At 60.2% G+C, this 19,350-nt stretch carries 14 protein-coding genes; 7 read left to right on the top strand and 7 right to left on the bottom strand.

Annotated elements, in window-relative coordinates:
* Window positions 1-185: 185 nt before the first annotated feature.
* Genes ARC85_RS02440 through gshB form a run of 7 tightly spaced genes read right to left on the bottom strand, consistent with a single transcriptional unit; the run spans window position 186 to window position 5,916 of the window.
* Window positions 186-1,499: a dihydroorotase gene (locus ARC85_RS02440; RefSeq protein WP_011787163.1), complete on the bottom strand. Its 1,314-nt coding sequence runs from the start codon at window positions 1,497-1,499 to the stop codon at window positions 186-188.
* Complete coding sequence (locus ARC85_RS02435; RefSeq protein ID WP_286714236.1) at window positions 1,496-2,506, bottom strand: aspartate carbamoyltransferase catalytic subunit; 1,011 nt, start codon at window positions 2,504-2,506, stop codon at window positions 1,496-1,498. The genes ARC85_RS02440 and ARC85_RS02435 overlap by 4 nt, the downstream gene beginning before the upstream one ends.
* A 27-nt stretch (window positions 2,507-2,533) precedes the next feature.
* Window positions 2,534-3,043, bottom strand: coding sequence for a bifunctional pyr operon transcriptional regulator/uracil phosphoribosyltransferase PyrR (gene pyrR, locus ARC85_RS02430; protein ID WP_011787165.1), 510 nt, complete (start codon window positions 3,041-3,043; stop codon window positions 2,534-2,536).
* Between the two features lie 19 nt (window positions 3,044-3,062).
* Entirely contained in the window at window positions 3,063-3,494 is a 432-nt protein-coding gene (ruvX, locus tag ARC85_RS02425) for a Holliday junction resolvase RuvX (protein WP_153739614.1), read from the bottom strand.
* Window positions 3,487-4,053 carry a YqgE/AlgH family protein gene (locus tag ARC85_RS02420; RefSeq protein ID WP_153739615.1) on the bottom strand — a complete coding sequence of 189 codons (567 nt, stop codon included), beginning with the start codon at window positions 4,051-4,053 and terminating at the stop codon, window positions 3,487-3,489. The genes ruvX and ARC85_RS02420 overlap by 8 nt, the downstream gene beginning before the upstream one ends.
* On the bottom strand, window positions 4,050-4,916 hold the full coding sequence (locus ARC85_RS02415) for an energy transducer TonB (RefSeq protein WP_153739616.1): 867 nt from the start codon (window positions 4,914-4,916) through the stop codon (window positions 4,050-4,052). The genes ARC85_RS02420 and ARC85_RS02415 overlap by 4 nt, the downstream gene beginning before the upstream one ends.
* Window positions 4,917-4,962: 46 nt before the next feature.
* Window positions 4,963-5,916: a glutathione synthase gene (gene gshB / locus ARC85_RS02410; protein WP_011787169.1), complete on the bottom strand. Its 954-nt coding sequence runs from the start codon at window positions 5,914-5,916 to the stop codon at window positions 4,963-4,965.
* A gap of 297 nt (window positions 5,917-6,213) precedes the next feature.
* On the opposite strand from gshB, the gene pilG reads away from it, so the two are divergent.
* From pilG to ARC85_RS02375, 7 genes are all read left to right on the top strand, one after another.
* Entirely contained in the window at window positions 6,214-6,606 is a 393-nt protein-coding gene (gene pilG / locus ARC85_RS02405; RefSeq protein ID WP_011787170.1) for a twitching motility response regulator PilG, read from the top strand.
* 33 nt (window positions 6,607-6,639) lie between these two features.
* Window positions 6,640-7,002 (top strand): twitching motility response regulator PilH, encoded by a 363-nt coding sequence (gene pilH / locus ARC85_RS02400; protein ID WP_011787171.1) that lies wholly within the window; start codon window positions 6,640-6,642, stop codon window positions 7,000-7,002.
* A 20-nt stretch (window positions 7,003-7,022) separates the two neighbouring features.
* Window positions 7,023-7,568, top strand: a complete 546-nt coding sequence (locus ARC85_RS02395; protein WP_011787172.1) for a chemotaxis protein CheW — start codon at window positions 7,023-7,025, stop codon at window positions 7,566-7,568.
* 93 nt (window positions 7,569-7,661) lie between these two features.
* Complete coding sequence (locus ARC85_RS02390; protein ID WP_011787173.1) at window positions 7,662-9,737, top strand: methyl-accepting chemotaxis protein; 2,076 nt, start codon at window positions 7,662-7,664, stop codon at window positions 9,735-9,737.
* 27 nt (window positions 9,738-9,764) lie between these two features.
* The gene (locus tag ARC85_RS02385; RefSeq protein WP_011787174.1) at window positions 9,765-10,664 is read left to right on the top strand and encodes a CheR family methyltransferase; all 900 of its coding nucleotides are present in this window, start codon (window positions 9,765-9,767) and stop codon (window positions 10,662-10,664) included.
* Between the two features lie 11 nt (window positions 10,665-10,675).
* On the top strand, window positions 10,676-18,295 hold the full coding sequence (locus ARC85_RS02380) for an Hpt domain-containing protein (RefSeq protein WP_286714235.1): 7,620 nt from the start codon (window positions 10,676-10,678) through the stop codon (window positions 18,293-18,295).
* Complete coding sequence (locus tag ARC85_RS02375; protein WP_286714234.1) at window positions 18,295-19,347, top strand: chemotaxis protein CheB; 1,053 nt, start codon at window positions 18,295-18,297, stop codon at window positions 19,345-19,347. Before ARC85_RS02380 ends, ARC85_RS02375 begins: the two co-directional genes overlap by 1 nt.
* The last annotated feature ends 3 nt before the right edge of the window (window positions 19,348-19,350 follow it).

Raw genomic sequence — 19,350 nt, 5'->3', positions numbered from 1 at the left:
CTCCTGAGTTTTTATTGTCGGGCCGGTCACATCCGGGTGACTGGCTCTCGTATTCTATGACCTGACCGTAGAGGGTCAGGTCATAGAATACGTTGGCTCAGGTGCCTGCCATCAAGGGTTTTTCAGCAAAACCGGCGAGTTCTGTGATGATGTCGACAGAGGCGGAGCCACCTCTGCCTCATTTTTCAAAGAGGTGTTCCGGGAGCCTGCCAGGCGGTGCGACCTGCCACCAGGGTGAGTTTCACCTCCCCTGGCAGGGCTCGTTCCAGAACCGGAGCGTGCCGCCCAGCCGACAGCAGCGTTGCTGCGGAAGGCTGCCAGTGGCCATCCGGGTCAAACAGACAAAGATCAGCAGCAGCCCCGGCCGTCAGAGCCACTTCCCGGCCCAGGACAGCCGCCGGGCCAGCGGTCAGTGCCCGCAGCAAATCCGGCAATTCCAACTCATGATTCTGTACCAGCTCCAGACCCAGGGACAGCACGCTTTCGATGCTCGACAGCCCGGGCTCGGTCGCGGGCAGCGGGGCCTGCTTGGCCGCGGAATCATGGGGCTGATGCTGACTCACAATTGCATCGATAACGCCGTCCCGCACACCGGCCACCAGCGCCTGACGGTCGGCTTCTCCGCGCAGGGGAGGCCGGACATGAAAACGACTGTCGAAGCCGGCCAGGGCCGACTCGGTGAAGACCAACTGGTGCATGGCAACATCGGCGGTAACCTTCACGCCGCGATCCCGGGCCTGGGCCAGCATCTCGACGCTGCGGGCGCAGGACAGCTGGCTCAGGTGCAGGCGCACCCCGGTCTCTTCCGCCAGCAGTAGCATTTCCATAACCGCGGCCGTTTCGGCCACCTCGGGAATACCCAGCAGCCCCAGACGCGTGGTGACCTGGCCATCATGGGCGTAGCCATCGGCCGCCAGTGCCGTATTTTCCGGACTGAACATCACGGTCAGTCCGAAGGTCTGGGCATAGGCCATACACCGGCGCAGAATGCGGGCATTGCGCACGCCCCGGGAACCATTGCCGACCGCCACGCAACCGGCTGCTTTCAGGCCGGCCATATCACTGAGCATATCGCCATCAAGGCCACGGGTGATGGCACCGATCGGCAGCACCCGAACCACACCTCGGGAGGCCACGCTGTCGAGAATCAGATTGGTCACGGCACCGGAATCATTGACCGGCGAGGTTTCCGGCGAGGCACAGACCGTGGTGAAACCACCATGGGCGGCGGCTCGTGTTTCCGAGGCAATATTGCCCTTCTGGCCATTGCCCGGCTCCCGGAGATTACAGCACAGGTCGATAAAACCGGGCGCGATCACCTGCCCGGCGGCGTCCAGTGTTGCGGCGCTCTCGGCTGCCTGGGCCTGCTCTCCAACCGCCTCTATGCGACCATTGCGCACCAACAAGCCCGGGTTACTGATCAACCCCTTGCCCGGCTCAAACAACTGCCCGCCGGTCAGTTTCAGGCCGCCCTCATTCCAGTTCGCTGACGCTGTCATGCCAGGCCCTCCTGCTGTCTTTGCTGACGCTCCGCCATCTGACCACCCATGGCCATGGACATCACCGCCATCCGGATAGCAATACCATTGGTGACCTGGTTAAGAATGACCGACTGGGGGCCATCGGCCACCGCTGACTCGATCTCGACCCCGCGGTTGATCGGGCCCGGATGCATAACGATGCAATCGGGCTTTGCCAGCCCCAGCTTTTCCTGATTCAGCCCGTACAGACGGTAAAACTCACGTTCACTGGGTAGCAGGGCACCTTCCATGCGCTCCTTCTGAAGCCTCAGCATGATCACCACATCCAGGTCTTTCATGCCCCGGGCCATATCGTATTCCACGGTACAGCCAAGATCCTCGACATCTCTGGGCAGCAGCGTGCCGGGAGCAATCACCCGCACCTCTTCCGCGCCCAGCACATTCAAAGCACGAATCTGCGAGCGCGCCACCCGGGAGTGCAGCACATCCCCGACAATGGCAACTTTCAGGCCTTCGAATCGGCCCTTGTGCTGACGGATGGTCAGCATGTCCAGCATCGCCTGGGTGGGATGGGCGTGGCGGCCGTCACCGGCATTGATGATGGCAACGCCCGGGGTCACACTCTCGGCTATGAAATGCGGCGCGCCGCTCTGGGAATGACGCACTACGAACATATCCGAAGCCATGGCCTCCAGATTAAGCAGGGTATCGGACAGGGATTCACCCTTGGAGGTAGCTGAGGTAGAAATATCCAGGTTCAGGACGTCGGCAGACAGGCGCTTGGCCGCGAGTTCGAACGTACTCCTGGTCCGGGTACTGGATTCAAAGAACAGGTTGACTACGGTGCGGCCTCTGAGAAGGGGCACTTTCTTGATACTTCTCTCTCCCACCTCAATAAAGGAGTCGGCGGTGTCGAGAATATCCGTGAGCAGTGGCTGGCCCAGGCCATCCAGCGTCAGGAAATGCCGCAACTGACCATCCCGGGTCAGCTGCAAGTGGTTCGGGGAAGGGTCGTTCGCGGTCATGGCTCGCCTGTTATCAGTTGGGAAGGTTTACTGCCCGGATTCCTGTACTTCAATGCGCAGTGGCTCGGGGCCACGCAGTTTCACTCGTTGATGGGCTTCCAGCGTCAGGGCCCGTCCCACCACATCCGGCTGGATTGGTAGTTCCCTGGCGCCCATATCGATCAGCGTGGCCAGTATGATACTGGCCGGACGGCCGTAGTCGAATATTTCGTTCATGGCAGCCCGGATCGTCCGGCCACTCATGATCACGTCGTCGATCAGGATGATGTCCCGGCCTTCGGTATCAAACGGCAGACTGGACGGCATCACCCGGGGGTTCAGACCAATGCGGCTGAAGTCATCCCGGTAGAACGAGATGTCCAGCTCTCCGAAAGGCTGGGCAATACCCAGGCGCTTCCCCAACACATCCGCCAGCCAGACACCGCCGGTCCTGATTCCGATCAGCACCGGGTCATCCACGCCACGCGCCTGGAGAATCTGACGCAGGCCGGATTCCAAGGTGTCGAGCAGCTGGTCTATATCAAGCAATGCGGTCATTACAGCCTCGTTTATCAGATCAGCCGGCCTGCTCCCGGCACCAGGTTTCCAGTATCAGCACGGCGGCACGGTCATCGACGCCGTGGCGGCCGAAATCGCGGCTGCCACCACCGGCCATCACCTCGCCCTTGGCTTCGTAGCTGGTGAGTCGTTCATCCACCATTTCGACCGTGACATGGTAGCGGCCGTGCAAACGCTTGCCGAACTTGCGGGCCCGCGCGCACATCTCATTTTCGGTGTCATCCATATTCAGAGGCAGGCCAACCAGGACAATATCCGGCTGCCATTCCGCCAGCAGCGCCTCGATCTGCTGCCAGTCGGGAATCCCGTCCCTGGCCGGAAGCATGGCCAGGGGCTGGCCGGTTCCGAGCATTTCCTGCCCTGACGCCACCCCGATACGCCGGGTGCCGAAATCAAAGGCCAGTAGTCGACGGTTACCGGGATCAGGCATGACCCACCGAATCACTGAGCTGGTTCAGATCAATGCCCATCAGGCGGAGTACCGCCTGGTAACGTTGGTCTGCCGGCGTGCGGAACAGAATGTCGGTACTGGCCGGGCAGGTCAACCAGGCATTGCTGCCCAGCTCTTCCTCCAGCTGACCCTCGCCCCAGCCAGAGTAACCCAGTGCCACCAGAAACGATTCCGGCCCCTCATCCCGGCCAATGCTTTCCAGAATATCCCGGGAGGTGGTCAAGAACACCCCATCGGTGACTCGCGCGGTATTCTTCCACTGCCGGCCCGGCGAGTGCAGAACAAAGCCGCGCTCTGGCTGAACCGGCCCGCCGGTGTATACCGGCAAGTCCAGTTCCCCGCCGTGCATGTCGAGCTGCTCGAGGATCTCACCCAGGTGGATATCCAGCGGCTGATTGATCATCAGCCCCAGCGCGCCCTCCTCCGAGTGTTCGCAAAGGTAGATCACCCCACCGTGAAAGCGGGGATCAGCCAACCAGGGCGAAGCCACCAGGAAGTGGTGCCTGAGACTGCCTGTGGTGTCGTGTTCGGCCGTCATCCTGATGTAAGCCCCCGTCTCTGAAATGACCAGGTGCGTATGATTTCCAGTTCGTCCACGTCCTGACGCATTTCCTCCGGGAAAGGCGCAAACGGAGCGGCCATACGCACAATTCGGATTGCGGCATCATCCAGCACCGTGCTGCCGGAGGACTGGAGGATTGCCACTTCCTTGATTGTGCCATCTTTCTTCAGCGAAACCAGCATGCGCAGGGTGCCGTAGATGCCTGCCTGCCTGGCTTCGGTGGGATAGTTGATGTTGCCCACCCGGGTCACCTTGCTCACCCAGTTCTGCACATACCAGGCGTTGCTGGACTTCAGGGTCGAGGCTGCCGTTACCCGCATTACCCGGGGTTTGCGGGCATAGGCCCGCTGCTGTGCGTCAAACCGCGCCTCCAGGCTGGCAATCTCCAGGCTGCGCTCCATCAGGCTCTTTTTCTCGCTCTGGGGCAAGGGCTCTTCCTGGGGCTCGGTTCGCTCCTCGGGCCTTGACGCCTGGCGCTCGGTGCGAGTCTCGGTCTGGACGACCGCCCGCTCCTGTTGAGGCTGAGGCCGGGTGGTGGTCTGTGGCTCGGGTTGCACCTGGGCCAGCTCCGGCTGACTGATCTCGGAGGGATTGGGCGAGGTCATTTCCATGGCCTGCTCTTCCGAGCCACTGCCCTGTTGACTAGTCTGGGCCAGAAAATCGGCTTTCTCCGGCGCCTGCTCATCGTCGAACCGGGACAGGGTAATTTCCATGGTCTGAGCCGAAGACCGGGGCGATTCCGGGGCAAAGGTAATCCCCAACACCAACATGGCATGAACGGCCAATGCCATAAACAGGGTGAAGGAAAACCGATCGAAATCGCTAACCTGGGTTGCCATGACGGTTCCTGAGTCTCCTTGTGCGCTCAAAAGCTGTGATCGGTCTTCAGTCTCTGGCCAGACGTCGCTCGATGGCGTCCATCAGCATGCCGGCAATGTCGATGCCAAACGCCGCATCCAGCTCACGAATGCAGGTGGGGCTGGTGACGTTGATTTCCGTGAGATAGTCACCAATGACATCAAGCCCCACGAACATCAGACCCTTTTCCTTGATCACCGGCGCTACCCGGGCACAGATCTGACGGTCACGCTCGGTCAGCTCCCGGCCCTCACCCCGACCACCGGCGGCCAGGTTGCCGCGATTCTCACCGTGTGACGGAATGCGTGCAAGGGCATAGGGTACCGGCTCGCCCTCAATCAGCAGAATACGCTTGTCACCTTCGGTGATTTCGGGGATGAATTTCTGGGCCATGGCCTGATGGCTGCCGTAATTGGTGAGGGTTTCGATGATGACCCCGAGATTGGCATCGTTTTCCTTGACCCGGAATATCGAGCGGCCACCCATGCCGTCCACTGGTTTCATGATGATGTCACCATGTTCGGCATAGAATTCCCGGAAACGCTGGGCAGAGCGGGTCACGATCAGCGGCGGTGTCAGGTCTTCAAACTGGGTGGCAAACAGTTTTTCGTTGCAGTCCCGCAGAGTGGCCGCCGGATTGACCACCAGAGCGCCCTGCTGCTCCGCCGATTCCAGTATATAGGTGGCCATCAGGAATTCCCGGTCCACCGGTGGGTCCTGCCGCATCAGAATGACGTCGAGGTCACCCAGCGCACGATCCTGACTGGCGCCGAAGCTGTACCAGTTGTCCGGATCCATGTGCACAGTCAGCCCACGGGTGTGAGCCCGGGCCTGGCCGCCCGCAAGATAGAGATCCGGCAGTTCCATGTACTCGATTTCCCAGCCACGTTTCTGGGCGGCATGCAGCATGGCCAGAGAACTGTCTTTCTTGAAGTGAATATCCTGAATGGGATCCATCACGATCCCCAGCCGGATTGTCATAGCGTCTCCTGGAACTGTCGGTAAGAAAACACGAACCGGTCAGCAGAGCGAACCGGTTATTAAGTGCTATGCTGAGAGGTCAAATGGTATTGTACCCGAGCCGCGAATGCATCCGGAGAAATCCGCAGATAAATCCGTGATGGCAGCGGCAGAAGTACATTTGGTCACAAACTAATACTTTTTATCCAGCCATGGATACTCTATAAATGAGCGGGGTTTATAGAACAACCTTAACGTTTGTGTTAAAACCCCCGTTCGAAAATAACGACAGTCGCTAGAGCGCAAGGCAGTTGGACAATGGATGACAACTTCGAGAACCTGAAGATCATGGTGATTGACGACAGCAAGACCATTCGTCGCACCGCGGAAACCCTTCTTAAAAAGGTTGGCTGTGAGGTTATCACTGCCACAGACGGCTTTGACGCTCTGGCCAAGATTGCCGACTCCCAGCCGGACATCATTTTTGTCGATATCATGATGCCCCGCCTGGACGGCTACCAGACCTGCGCACTGATCAAGAACAATTCCTCTTTTAAAAAGACGCCGGTTATCATGCTTTCGAGCAAGGACGGCCTGTTCGACAAGGCAAAAGGCCGAATCGTAGGCTCGGACCAGTATCTGACCAAACCGTTCAGCAAGGATGAGCTGCTTAACACCATCCGCCAATACATGCCTCAGGCGGAACAGTAACCCCTGCTGACACACAGAACCATCGAGGAAACCATGGCCCGCATTCTGATTGTTGACGACTCGCCAACTGAAGTTAAGAAGATTTCCACCATTCTGGAAAAACACAAGCACGAAGTGCTGACCGCAGATAATGGCGCCGATGGTGTGGCCAAGGCCCGCGCGGAAACTCCGGATCTGGTGCTGATGGATGTTGTCATGCCCGGCCTGAACGGCTTTCAGGCGACCCGCCAGCTGACCCGTGCGCCGGAAACCGCTTCCATCCCGGTTGTGATCGTAACCACCAAGGATCAGGAAACTGACCGGGTGTGGGGAACCCGCCAGGGTGCCAAGGGTTATCTGGTCAAGCCAGTTAACGAAGACGACCTGATCAAAACAATCAACAGCCTGATTGCCTGATCCCCAACCTTGGAGTACGCATGTCCGCCCAGGCCGCCCCTTTTGCCGTTCTGACGGATATCGCCCAGCGCAGCCGGTCCATGGCCGCCGGTCTGCCGGAACAACAGGAAGCCGTTGAACTCTGGAACGGCATCGGTTTTATTCTCTCGGGCGAGCGCTATGTTGCCCCCATGGGCGAAGTTACCGAAATCCTGCATGTACCCCGGTTCACCCATGTTCCGGGGGTTCGGTCGTTCCTGATGGGAGCGGCCAATGTTCGCGGCCGCCTGTTACCCCTGGTCGATCTCGCCACCTTTTTCGATGTGCCCCGCTCTTCCCGCAGCCTGCGTGAACGGCGGGTTCTGGTGGTTGAGCAGGGCGACGTATTCAGTGGCCTGGTCGTCGACAGCGTACTGGGCATGCAGTACTTCGCCAAAGACAGTTTCAGGGCCACCCCCGACGGGGTGCCCGACAGCGTTCGTCCGTTTGTGAGCGGCGGTTACGAGCGTAATGAGGAGGTCTGGAAAGTGTTCTCAGCCACCGATCTGGTGGAAGACGAACGCTTTCTTGATGTTGCACAGTGGTAAGGGTGATGGTACTGGCAGGAACATCACCCTGACCGTCTGAAACCCGCTACACATACTTGCCATTTCCAGAAGAAAGAGGCCGGGAGCCAGAAAATGAAAAACAGAGCCGGAAGACTCAGTATGGGACAGGGAGGCAACAAACTGGTTGCCGGCCTGATCGCAGCGCTGATTGCACTTACCGTCCTGCTCGTTGTGGTACTGTTCATCATTAACCAGGACAGTCAGCACGACCAGCAGTACATCGCCAACACCGCGGAAATGCGGGTACTCTCCCAGGAGATCGCGAAGAACGCGACCGAGGCCGCCGGTGGTACCGCCGAAGCCTTCGACCAACTCCGTCGTTCGCGGGATGAGTTCCAGCAGCTCTGGACCAACGTGACCGAGGGCAACCCGGAAACCGGCCTCCCGCCCAGTGAACTGGCCCAGCAAAGTGGCGTACAGGAACACTGGAACACCGTTCGTGAAAACGCCGACAGCATCCTCTCCACCCGTGATGCAGTACTCGGCCTGCACGAAGTAGCCCGGACCCTGAACGAAACCATTCCCCAGCTGCAGGTGGAATACGACGACATCGTTCAGATTCTGCTGGATAACGGTGCACCTGCCGAACAGATCTCTCTGGCCCAGCGTCAGTCGCTGCTGGCAGAGCGTATTGTCCGCTCCGTTAACAACGTACTGTCCGGTGACGAAGACGCCGTTATCGCGGCCGACCGTTTCGGCCGGGACGCCAGCCTGTTCGGCCGGGTTCTTGACGGCCAGCTCAATGGCAATCCCGCCATGGGCATCTCCCGCGTAGCGGACGAAGACGCCATCTATGGTCTGGAAGCGGTTGACGAGCTGTTCCAGTTCGTTTCCCAGAACGTAGACGCGATCCTTGAAGCCTCTCCCGACCTCTTCAAGGTTCGTACCGCCGCAAGTGACATCTTCCAGAACTCCGAGAACCTGCTGGCCGAACTGTCGACTCTGGCCGACAACTTCGCTACCCAGTCCAGTTCCCGTCTGATCAGCCCGACCCTGGCCTTCGCCATCCTGGCCGCCATGGTTGCGATTGTTGTCTTTATCGGTCTTGCCCTGTACCGCGACGCCCAGGAGCGTCTGGCCACCACCCAGGAGCAGAACGAACAGAACCAGAACGCGATCCTGCGACTGCTGGACGAACTGGCCGATCTGGCCGATGGTGACCTGACCACAGAGGCCACGGTAACCGAGGACTTCACCGGTGCCATCGCCGACTCCATCAACTACGCGATCGACCAGATGCGCGGCCTGGTACAGGCCATTCGTGGTACTGCGGTACGAGTAGCTTCCGCCGCCCAGGAAACTCAGGCCACGGCCATGCACCTCGCCGATGCATCCGAGCACCAGGCCCAGGAAATTGCCGGCGCCTCCGCTGCGGTTAACGAGATGGCCGTGTCCATCGACCAGGTATCCTCGAACGCCGCCGAATCCTCCGCGGTTGCGGAGCGGTCGGTTGCGATCGCGAAGAAAGGCGCAGAAGTGGTACAGAACACCATTCGCGGCATGGATAACATCCGGGAGCAGATCCAGGAAACGTCCAAGCGGATCAAGCGTCTGGGTGAATCCTCCCAGGAAATCGGCGATATCGTATCCCTGATCAACGACATTGCCGACCAGACCAACATCCTGTCCCTGAACGCGGCAATCCAGGCCTCCATGGCCGGTGACGCGGGTCGGGGCTTCGCGGTGGTTGCGGACGAAGTTCAGCGCCTGGCGGAACGTTCCTCTGCAGCAACCAAGCAGATTGAAGCCCTGGTTAAGACGATCCAGTCTGATACCAACGAAGCGGTTATCTCCATGGAACACACCACCGCCGAGGTGGTCCGTGGTGCCCGACTGGCCCAGGACGCGGGTATCGCCCTCGAGGAAATCGAGAACGTATCCATGTCCCTGGCGGAGTTGATCCAGAACATCTCCAACGCCGCCCGTCAGCAGTCATCCTCTGCGGCGCACATTTCCAACACCATGAACGTTATCCAGGAAATCACCTCCCAGACTTCCTCCGGTACCAACGCTACCGCGAAGTCTATCGGTAACCTGGCAGAAATGGCCTCCGAGCTGCGGTCCTCCGTTGCCGGCTTCACCCTGCCGGATGAGGAAATGGCCAATCAGGAAGAAGAGGAAAACAGCGACGTACCGGTGGTCAGCTGATCACCGGCCCGGGGCAGATGACGGTCTATGGCGCATACGCATAACCAACTGTCACCCGCCGAAGGCATCTGGTCACTGCGCCGTCTGCCGGATATGGACGACGCGCAGTTCAGCCAGTGGCAGACCTTGCTGGAGCACCGCACCGGCATAACCCTGACCACCGAACGGCGCTCGTTTCTGGAAACCAATCTTGGCATCCGGATGCGCGAAATCGGTTGCAGCAGCTACCAGGCCTATTACGAGAAAATCGTATCCGGCCCGGATGCTGTCAGGGAGTGGGCCACACTGGTAGACCGGCTCACTGTTCAGGAAACCCGGTTTTTCCGGGACCCGGACGCCTTCCGGCTGGTGGCGGATTATGTGCTTACCCGTCCCCGGGAACAGTTCAGGAAGCGGGCCCTGGAGGCCTGGAGTGTTGGCTGCTCCACCGGCGAGGAGCCTTACACGCTCGCGATGATCCTGAACGAGGGCATGGCTCAGTTGGGCGTGCAACCGCTCTTCGGCGTAACCGGCTCGGACATCAGTCAGCCGGCCATCGAAAAAGCGCGCCAGGGCCGGTTTAATGCCCGCAAGTTGCTGGGAATGGAAGAAGACCTGAAAGCCAGGTATTTCCGGCCCTCGGAGCGGAATACCGTAGAAATTGTGAACAGCATCCGTGACCGGGTGTGCTTTACCAGGCTCAATGTTCTGGATCTGGATAAAGCCCCCATGCACGGGATGAACATTATCTTCTGCCAGAACCTGCTGATCTACTTCCGTCGCTGGCGCCGACGGGAGATCGTCAAACGGCTCGCAGAGCGTCTGGCACCGGGGGGGTTACTGGTGCTTGGCCAGGGTGAACTGACCGACTGGCAGCCACCGGGCCTGCAGAGGGTTCCCTCGGAACATGTACTGGCGTGGATCAAGCGCCAGTCCGACGAAGAATAACCGGAGTGGTTATGGGCAATCACCATGACAGCATCGCCCTCGACTGGGTTCGGGGAGAGATACAGGACACGCTGACCCAGGGCCAGCATGCACTTGAAGCGTATGTCGAGAATCGCGACGACACTGCGCGCCTGCGCTTCTGCCTGAATTACCTTCACCAGGTACACGGTACCCTGCAAATGGTGGAACTCTACGGTGCAGCATTGCTCACCGAAGAGATGGAAAAACTGACCCAGGCCATTCTCAACGAAACCGTGACCAGCGTTGACGATGCCGTCAACGTGCTGATGCAGGCCATTCTACAGCTGCCACAGTATCTGGAGCACATTGGCAGCAGCAGCGATGACTTTCCCATGGTTCTGCTGCCGCTGCTCAACGATCTCCGGGCCGCCCGGGGCGACTCCCTGTTGTCCGACACCTCCCTGTTCAAGCCGGATCTCTCTGCTTCACAGATGAGGGTCAGCGGCAAGGTGTCTGAACGCCTGCACGATCCAAAAGTCCTGGGCCACCTGCGCAAGCTGCGCCAGATGTACCAGTTTGCCCTTGCTGGCGTGGTTCGCGAGGCGGACCTCGACGCCCATTTCGATTACATGCAGAAGGTAATCCAGCGGTTGGTGCGCCTGTGCCAGAAAACGCCCCGGGGCGAACTCTGGAAAGCGGCCAGCGCCTTTGTCGACACTCTGCAAGCCCGGGTCAACCCGGTGAACACCGCCGTCAAATCCCTGCTCAGGGAACTGGATTCCGAGATCCGCCGGCTCACCGACGAACATGCGGATATCCTTCAGCAGCCGGTTCCGGAAGCGCTGTTCAAACACCTGTTGTATTACGTCGCCCGCGCCCGGGATCTCGATCGCCCTCAGGTTCAGGCACTGCGTCAGGCCTATCAGTTGGATAGCGCCCTGCCCTCGGAAGACGACGTGGATGCGGCCCGCAACCGGGTATCCGGTCCAGGCCGGGACGCCATCCACTCCGTGGTCAGTGCCCTCAACGAAGAACTGGCTCGACTGAAAGATCAGCTTGACCTGTTTGTGCGGGCCGAATTTCGTCAGAACAGCGAACTGGACGAGTTACTGCCCGGCCTGCGTCAGGTTGCCAACACCCTGGCCGTTCTTGGTCTTGGCATTCCCCGGAAGGTCGTCACCGAACAGATTGAACTGGTAGAAAAACTCTGCCAGCAGGCCGAAGTGGTCGACGATGGCACCCTGATGGACATTGCCGGTGCCCTGCTTTACGTGGAGGCCAGTCTGGCTGGTCTCGACAGCGAGCGACGCCCGGAGCAGTCTTCCGGCTCGGCCGAGGAAGCCTCCGCCATCAACATGGGCTCCCGTGAACTCGGAGAGGCCAGCGAAGCGCTGATCCGCGAATCCCGGAATACCCTGGAGCAGGTTAAATCCGCCATCGTCAATTTCATTGCCTCCCAGTGGGATGCCCGTGAAATCGAACACGTACCCGGACTCCTGCACAGTATCCGTGGCGGTCTGAGCCTGGTGCCACTGGATCGCGTTGCCGATATGCTCGCCTCAGCCGAGCGTTACGTCACCGACGTACTGCTCAGCAACAAACAGGTTCCGGACTGGAAACAGCTCGACACCCTGGCCGATGCCGTTACCAGTATCGAGTATTACCTGGAGAGACTGGCAGATGGCATCAGCGATAACGACGCTATCCTGCGCGTGGCCGAAGACAGCCTCGCCAGTCTCGGCTTCCCGGTCGGACAGGAGCCCACCTGGAGCCTGACGGAAGAAACCGAAGAGGCCCCGGCTGAAGTACCCGTGGCTGAAGAACCTGAGGCCAGCGCCGAAGAGACCACCGCACCAGAGGCCAAAACCTCTGATGCCGAGCTGCTGGATGATGAAATACTCGGCATTTTTGTTGAGGAAGCGGAAGAAGTTCTGCAGACCATCCACGAGTTCTATCCGAGGTTGCGCCAGGATCACGACGATCGCGAAGCTCTGACTGAAGTTCGCCGGGCTTTCCATACCCTCAAAGGTAGTGGCCGCCTGGTCGGCGCCACCAGCATCGGCGAACTGGCGTGGTCGGTGGAAAATCTGCTCAATCGGGTCATCGACCAGACCATCAAACCGACCGATGACATGTTCACCCTGGTGGACCAGGTCAACGCCCGTATTCCTTCCCTGATTGAGGACTTCCGGAACGGCGAGACCAGTGGCGACGTCAACGAGCTGATTGAACAGGCTGAAGCGCTGGCAACGACCCGACGCGCAGAAACCGGACAGGTGGCCGAAGAGACCACAGGCGAAGCAGAAACTGCAGACGAGGCCGCCGCCGAGCACGAAATCGAAATGCCCGAAACGCCCGCTACCGCGCCAACGAGCGAAGTTGAAGAAGCGGACGACAGTGACGATCTCATTGATGACGAAATCCTCGAGATCTTTATTGAGGAAGCTGGCGAGGTACTCGACACCATTCGCGAATACCTGCCCATGCTGCTACGTCAGCACGATGACCGCAGTGCCCTGGCAGAAGTTCGGCGGGCCTTTCATACCCTGAAAGGCAGTGGCCGGATGGTTGGCGCTACCGTGATCGGGGAGCTGGCGTGGTCGGTCGAGAACATGCTGAACCGGGTGATCGACGGCAGCGTGTTCATGAATGATGATATTGCCCAGCTGCTTCAGGATGTCACCGATTCGGTGCCGGCGCTGGTCACCGATTTTGAGAAACGCCAGGCGCCGAGCCTGAACACATCTGCCATGGAGGCGCGGGCCAATGCCCTGGCCAATGGCGAAATTCCCGATGCCACCGCCATGCCGCTGGTGGACACCGACACAGAGTCTGCAGAGGAAACAACGGCCGGTACCGTCACTCCGGAAGACAGCATTGAGTATGATGCCCTGCCCGGAGAAGACGAAGTGGATCCGGTGCTGCTGGATATCTTCGAGAACGAAACCGAGACCCATCTGCAGACCATCAAGGAATACCTGGAGGCTGCGGGCGACAAAGCCACCGCCGCCTACACGGACGATCTCTCTCGGGCGTTGCATACCCTGAAAGGCAGTGCCAACACCGCCGGTATCGCGCCGATTGCGGAAGTCATTACGCCGCTTGAGCGCTTTATCAAAGAATCCCGGGCCCAGAACAAACGGGCAGACCGCGACGTACTGGCGCTGATCAGTGATGCGGCGGGCTTCCTGACCCAAGGGCTTGCCCAGATTCGGGAGAATTCCCAGGCACCGCTGGCAGGCACCGACGAGTACCTTGAGCGCCTGCACCAGGTGTGTGAGCAGACACTCACCAGCCATGCCCAGGCAGACGACGAACAACCCGCCAGGAAATCGTCGTCACAGCTGGTACAGCTGTTCCTGGGTGAAGGCCTGGATATCGTTCTGGATGCCGAAAGCATTCTCGATCGCTGGTCTGAAAACCCGCAGCAGGACGAGGCACTGGCAACCCTCCGTGCCGAACTGGAGCAACTGACCCAGGGTGCGACGGACGCCAATCTGCCCGATGTTGCCGAACTGGCCGCCGCTTTGACCCGCACCTACACCGCGATTTCAGAGCAGGGCCTGCCGCCGGGCGATGATGTATTCCAGACCCTGCGCGCCGGCCATGAGCAGTTGATTAACATGATGGATCAGGTGGCGGCCGGGCTGGCTACTGAACCCAGCCAGGAACTGATTCAGGAACTTGAGGCGCTGGCACAGGCAACCGCAGCCGAGCCCGCAGAACCGGATGAGTTCGAGCAGCAGTTCACCGAGGATCTGGAAGAGATCGACCTCAGCCTGGAAATGGATGAACTGGAGCAGGCAACAGAAGAACCTGAGCTGACAGAAACGCCGCCACTGCCGGAAACGTCTGAAGACGATCAGGCCATGGACGACGAGCTGGCAGCAATCTTCCTGGAGGAAGCCCGCGACCTGATTGACAGCACCGCGGAAGCCCTGTACAGCTGGAGCGAGGACACTTCAAACCTGGACCTCCTGCGGTTGCTCCAGCGTGACCTGCACACCCTCAAGGGTGGCGCCCGACTGGCCGACATTCCGGCCGTGGGTGACCTGTCCCACGAACTGGAAAACCTGTTTGAAGGACTGACCGAGCAGAAATTCTCGATCAATGACACTCTGTCTGACCTGTTGTTCCGCTGCCATGACCGGCTTGCCGGCATGGTCGAGGCACTTGAAGCCAGTGAGGCGCCGAGGCCCGCGCCGGATCTGATCACCGAGATTCATGCCTACATCGATGGCGCCCGCGGCACTCGCCCGGTAACCGATGTACACACCGATGACTCTGCGGAGCCGGAAGACGAAGAGCTGACCCTGCCGGAGCCCGAGCTCGAGGAAAGCACCGAAGAAACTGAAGGTGCAGAGGAGGAAGAGCTCCAGGCCACCGATCTGTCCCATCTGGACCCGGAACTGGTGGGCATTTTCCTGGAAGAAGCCTACGACCTGATCAACTCCACCGGCAGTGCCCTGCATACCTGGAGCGAAGACCCCTCGAACCGGGAGGTTGCCGCCGAACTGCAGCGTGATGTGCATACCCTCAAGGGTGGCGCCCGCATGGCCGGAGTCGAGGCCATCGGCGATCTCACTCACGTGCTTGAGGATCTGTTCGAAAAAGTGGCCGAAGGCCAGCTTGAAGCCAGCGGTCAGATGACCGACTTGCTGTTTGCCTGCCACGACCGCCTGGCTCAGATGGTAGAGCAGGTGGCGACCCAGAAGCCGTGCCCGCCAGCCGAAGAACTGGTGCATCAGGTTCAGGCCATTCTGCGCGGCGAATCCCTGCCTTCGGAGGCACCGCCGCAGTCAGAGCCGGGTGAGCGCGACGTTAGCGAACTGGAAGAACTGGAAATCAGTGAACAGCCGGCGGCAGAATCCGAAGAATCCGCGTCCAGCCTTAGCGAGAGCCTGGAAGACGCCACCGACGACGATCTGGTTGGCATCTTCCTGGACGAAGGCCTGGAAATCCACGAGGCCATTACCGAGTGCCTCGACCAGTGGCGTGAGGAGCCGGAGGAACTGGCTGGCATTACCCGCCTGCAGCAGGAACTGCACACCCTGAAGGGCGGCGCGCGACTGTCGGATGTCGACCCGATTGCGGATCTGGCCGAAGCCTGGGCCGACGCCCTGGACCAGCTGATTGCCGGCGACCGGGGCCAGTCGGCCATGCTTGGCCTGAGTGACCGCGCCGCGGCCAGCCTGAAATCCATGCTTGATGCGCTGGAAGACAGTCGCAAGCCCGATGCCGACACGGCCCTGATCGACGCGTTGCGCACTACCGCACCAGCGGAGGACACATCCGGAACAGAATCGCCACAGCCAGAAACGGCTGAAGCGGACTCCGTGGATCCGGAAGTGCTCGAAATCTTCCTGGAAGAAGCTGGCGAAATCATGGACCAGCTGGAGCAGCTACTCGATGACTGGCGTCGTGAGCCGGCCAATGAGCACTTCAACCGGGAAGCACAACGGGCATTGCATACCCTCAAAGGCGGCGCCCGTCTGTCCCAGCTCTCCGAGCTTGGCGACAAGGCTCATGCTTTCGAGACCCGCCTGATCGATCTGGGCGGTAACGCGCCAACCGAGGAGCAATGGCAGGCCATCACCGGCGATCACGATGCCATCATCGCGCTGGTGGCGGATATCCGCAAACGCTTTGAATCCGGCGCACCGGCACCTGCCCCGCAGCCGGAGAAAGCACCCGAACCGGTTCGCGAAGAACCCGCGCCGGTGCCAAAGGCCTCCACTGCGGAGCCAGCCCCGACCAAACCGGTTCCGGCACCTGCGAAACCGGAGAAATCCGCGGCCCAGGCGCGCAAGAAAGCCGCCGATGCACAGAGAGCCGCCCAGGAAACCATTCGGGTATCGGCACCGCTGCTGGATGAGCTGGTTAACCTGGCCGGTGAAACCAGTATTACCCGGGGTCGCCTGGAGCAACAGAGCAGTGATTTCAGTTACACCCTGGACGAAATGGCCGCCACCATCGAACGTCTGCGGGAACAGCTGCGGCGCATGGATATCGAAACCGAAGCGCAGATCCTGTTCCGGGCCGAGCAGGAGCACGGGCCGGACTACGGCGACGATTTCGATCCGCTGGAAATGGACCGCTACTCCTCCATCCAGCAGCTGTCACGGGCCCTGAGCGAATCCACTTCGGACCTTGCTGATTTGCGTGAAACCCTGTCCGAGCGGGTTCGGGACACCGAAACCCTGCTGGTTCAGCAATCACGAATCAATACGGAACTCCAGGAAGGTCTGATGAAGACCCGGATGATTCCGTTCTCCTCCATGGTGCCCCGTCTGCGCCGCATCGTGCGCCAGATCAGTGGCGAACTCGGCAAGAAAGTCGATTTCGACGTACGCAATGCTGAAGGGGAAATGGACCGGAACATTCTGGAGCGGATGGTCGCGCCGCTTGAGCACATGCTCCGCAACGCGCTGGACCACGGCATCGAAACGCCGGAAGACCGCACCAAGGCAGGCAAACCGGCCACAGGTGAAGTGGTTCTGTCCCTGACCCGGGAAGGCGGTGATGTGGTGTTGAGGATGATGGACGACGGTAAAGGCATTCCGTCCGACGTTATCCGCGACAAGGCCGTTCGCCAGGGCCTGATGCGCGCCGACGAAGACCTCTCGGAAAGGGAAATCCTGCAGTTCATTCTGCAGCCGGGCTTCTCCACCGCCCAGCAGGTTACCCAGATTTCCGGTCGTGGCGTGGGCATGGACGTGGTTGCCAGCGAAATCAAACAGCTCGGCGGCAGCCTCGACATCGATTCCGCCCTGGGCCGTGGCACCACCTTCACCGTACGCCTGCCGTTCACCGTGTCGGTCAACCGGGCATTGATGGTGTCCACCGGGGAAGATTTCTACGCCATCCCGCTCAACACCATCGAAGGTATTGTCCGGGTCAGCACCTACGAGCTGGAAGAGTACTACAAGCCAGACGCCCCCATGTACGAGTATGCCGGCCAGCAGTATCGCCTGCAGTACCTGGGCAGCCTGCTCAACAGTGACCACCAGCCCAAGCTTCAGGGCCAGGCTCTGCCACTGCCGGTCATTCTGGTGCGCGGCGCGGAGCAGCCCATGGCTCTGCAGGTGGACCAGCTGATGGGTAGCCGGGAAATCGTGGTTAAATCCCTCGGGCCGCAGTTCAGTTCCGTCCGGGGCGTTTCCGGTGCCACCATTCTCGGTGACGGCAACGTGGTTGTAATCCTCGACTTGCCGGCGATGATCCGCTCCGACATCCTGTCCGAACGCCAGCGCCTGGCGAATCTGGAAAAGGCACGGGACAGCGCCCGCTACGAGGAAAAAGCCACGACGGTTATGGTGGTGGACGACTCCGTTACGGTGCGCAAGGTGACCTCCCGTCTGCTGGAGCGCAATGGCATGGAAGTGGTGACCGCCAAAGATGGTCTCGACGCCGTTGCCCAGCTTCAGGACCACCGGCCGGACATCATCCTGCTCGATATCGAAATGCCCCGTATGGATGGTTTCGAAGTGGCCAGCTTTGTGCGCCACGACGACAACCTGAAAGATACGCCGATCTGCATGATCACCTCGCGGACGGGCGAGAAGCACCGGGAACGTGCTCTGGCCATCGGGGTCAACGAGTACCTTGGCAAGCCGTTCCAGGAAACCGAGCTGCTTGACACCATCAAGCGGCTGACCGGGAACCGGTGATGGCCGGCCCTCACGGCCGGCCTGGCGTCGGGATTGTGTCCGATGTGGTGCTGCAACGGCATCGGCTGCAGGCGGCGACCGGAAAATTTGGCCTGGACGTCAGCTTCTCGGGAGATCCCGAGCGGCTGATGGACTACCCGGCGTTTCCGGACGCAGCCCTCTGGCTGGTGACCCTGGAAGACGAAGCGGATCATCCGGCACTGTTCGAGCATCTGCTGGAAAATACAGAAGCACCGGTCTTATTTGGCCTGGACCAGGCTCCCAAGCCCGGCACCACGGAATACTTCCGCTGGGAACGCCGGCTGCTCGACAAGCTGGAAAAACAGCTCGGGCATCTGGAGCAGCTGGATACCGCCAACGACATTGAAGAGCTGGCCGAGTCCACGCCAGATGCGGTGGACGCGCCTACGCTGCCACACTGGATAACGCCGGCGGCGCCGGGTTCGGTGGCTGAGGAAGTCTGGATTCTCGGAGCCTCGCTGGGCGGTCCTGCAGCGGTGAAGACCTTTCTCGATCACCTGCCGCCAAGGCTACCGGTCGGGTTTATCTATGCCCAACATATTGATGGCAATTTTACCGAAGTCCTCACCCGGGTTCTGGGCCGGCACGCCCATTATTCGCTGAAACGGGCCGAGGAGGGCTATCGGGTACGCAACGGCGATGTGGTGCTGATGCCGGTTGAAAGAGAGTGGTCCTTTGATCGCCAGGGCCAGCTGACGGAACTGAATCATCCCTGGCCGGGCCCTTATGGCCCATCGATAGATCAGGTGTTGCTGAACGTGGCGGATCACTATGGCAAACACTGTCATGCCATCCTGTTTTCCGGCATGGGCAACGACGGCGCTATCGCTGCACCCATGCTGAAGGCCTATGGCAGCCGCATCTGGGTTCAGGAAAGCACCAGTTGTGGTAATAGCTCCATGCCCGATTCGGTGGCCGCCACCGGCTGCACCAGTTTCTGTGGCACTCCGGAGCAACTGGCCAGGGAACTGGTAAAAGTCATTGAGAACAACTGCCTGCTCAAGGGCCGGCAAAAACGGGATTCCGCCTGAGGT

The organism is Marinobacter sp. tcs-11 (genome assembly GCF_002049515.1).
In the GTDB taxonomy this organism is placed as follows: Bacteria; Pseudomonadota; Gammaproteobacteria; order Pseudomonadales; family Oleiphilaceae; genus Marinobacter; species Marinobacter nauticus.
This window is presented reverse-complemented; position numbering and strand designations above follow the sequence as displayed.

Bases quoted from the DNA above. Each gene is read 5' to 3' on its own strand.
- ARC85_RS02440 (WP_011787163.1), bottom strand. From the start codon at position 1,499: ATGACAGCGTCAGCGAACTGGAATGAGGGCGGCCTGAAACTGACCGGC.
- ARC85_RS02435 (WP_286714236.1), bottom strand. From the start codon at position 2,506: ATGACCGCGAACGACCCTTCCCCGAACCACTTGCAGCTGACCCGGGAT.
- pyrR (WP_011787165.1), bottom strand. From the start codon at position 3,043: ATGACCGCATTGCTTGATATAGACCAGCTGCTCGACACCTTGGAATCC.
- ruvX (WP_153739614.1), bottom strand. From the start codon at position 3,494: ATGCCTGATCCCGGTAACCGTCGACTACTGGCCTTTGATTTCGGCACC.
- ARC85_RS02420 (WP_153739615.1), bottom strand. From the start codon at position 4,053: ATGACGGCCGAACACGACACCACAGGCAGTCTCAGGCACCACTTCCTG.
- ARC85_RS02415 (WP_153739616.1), bottom strand. From the start codon at position 4,916: ATGGCAACCCAGGTTAGCGATTTCGATCGGTTTTCCTTCACCCTGTTT.
- gshB (WP_011787169.1), bottom strand. From the start codon at position 5,916: ATGACAATCCGGCTGGGGATCGTGATGGATCCCATTCAGGATATTCAC.
- pilG (WP_011787170.1), top strand. From the start codon at position 6,214: ATGGATGACAACTTCGAGAACCTGAAGATCATGGTGATTGACGACAGC.
- pilH (WP_011787171.1), top strand. From the start codon at position 6,640: ATGGCCCGCATTCTGATTGTTGACGACTCGCCAACTGAAGTTAAGAAG.
- ARC85_RS02395 (WP_011787172.1), top strand. From the start codon at position 7,023: ATGTCCGCCCAGGCCGCCCCTTTTGCCGTTCTGACGGATATCGCCCAG.
- ARC85_RS02390 (WP_011787173.1), top strand. From the start codon at position 7,662: ATGAAAAACAGAGCCGGAAGACTCAGTATGGGACAGGGAGGCAACAAA.
- ARC85_RS02385 (WP_011787174.1), top strand. From the start codon at position 9,765: ATGGCGCATACGCATAACCAACTGTCACCCGCCGAAGGCATCTGGTCA.
- ARC85_RS02380 (WP_286714235.1), top strand. From the start codon at position 10,676: ATGGGCAATCACCATGACAGCATCGCCCTCGACTGGGTTCGGGGAGAG.
- ARC85_RS02375 (WP_286714234.1), top strand. From the start codon at position 18,295: ATGGCCGGCCCTCACGGCCGGCCTGGCGTCGGGATTGTGTCCGATGTG.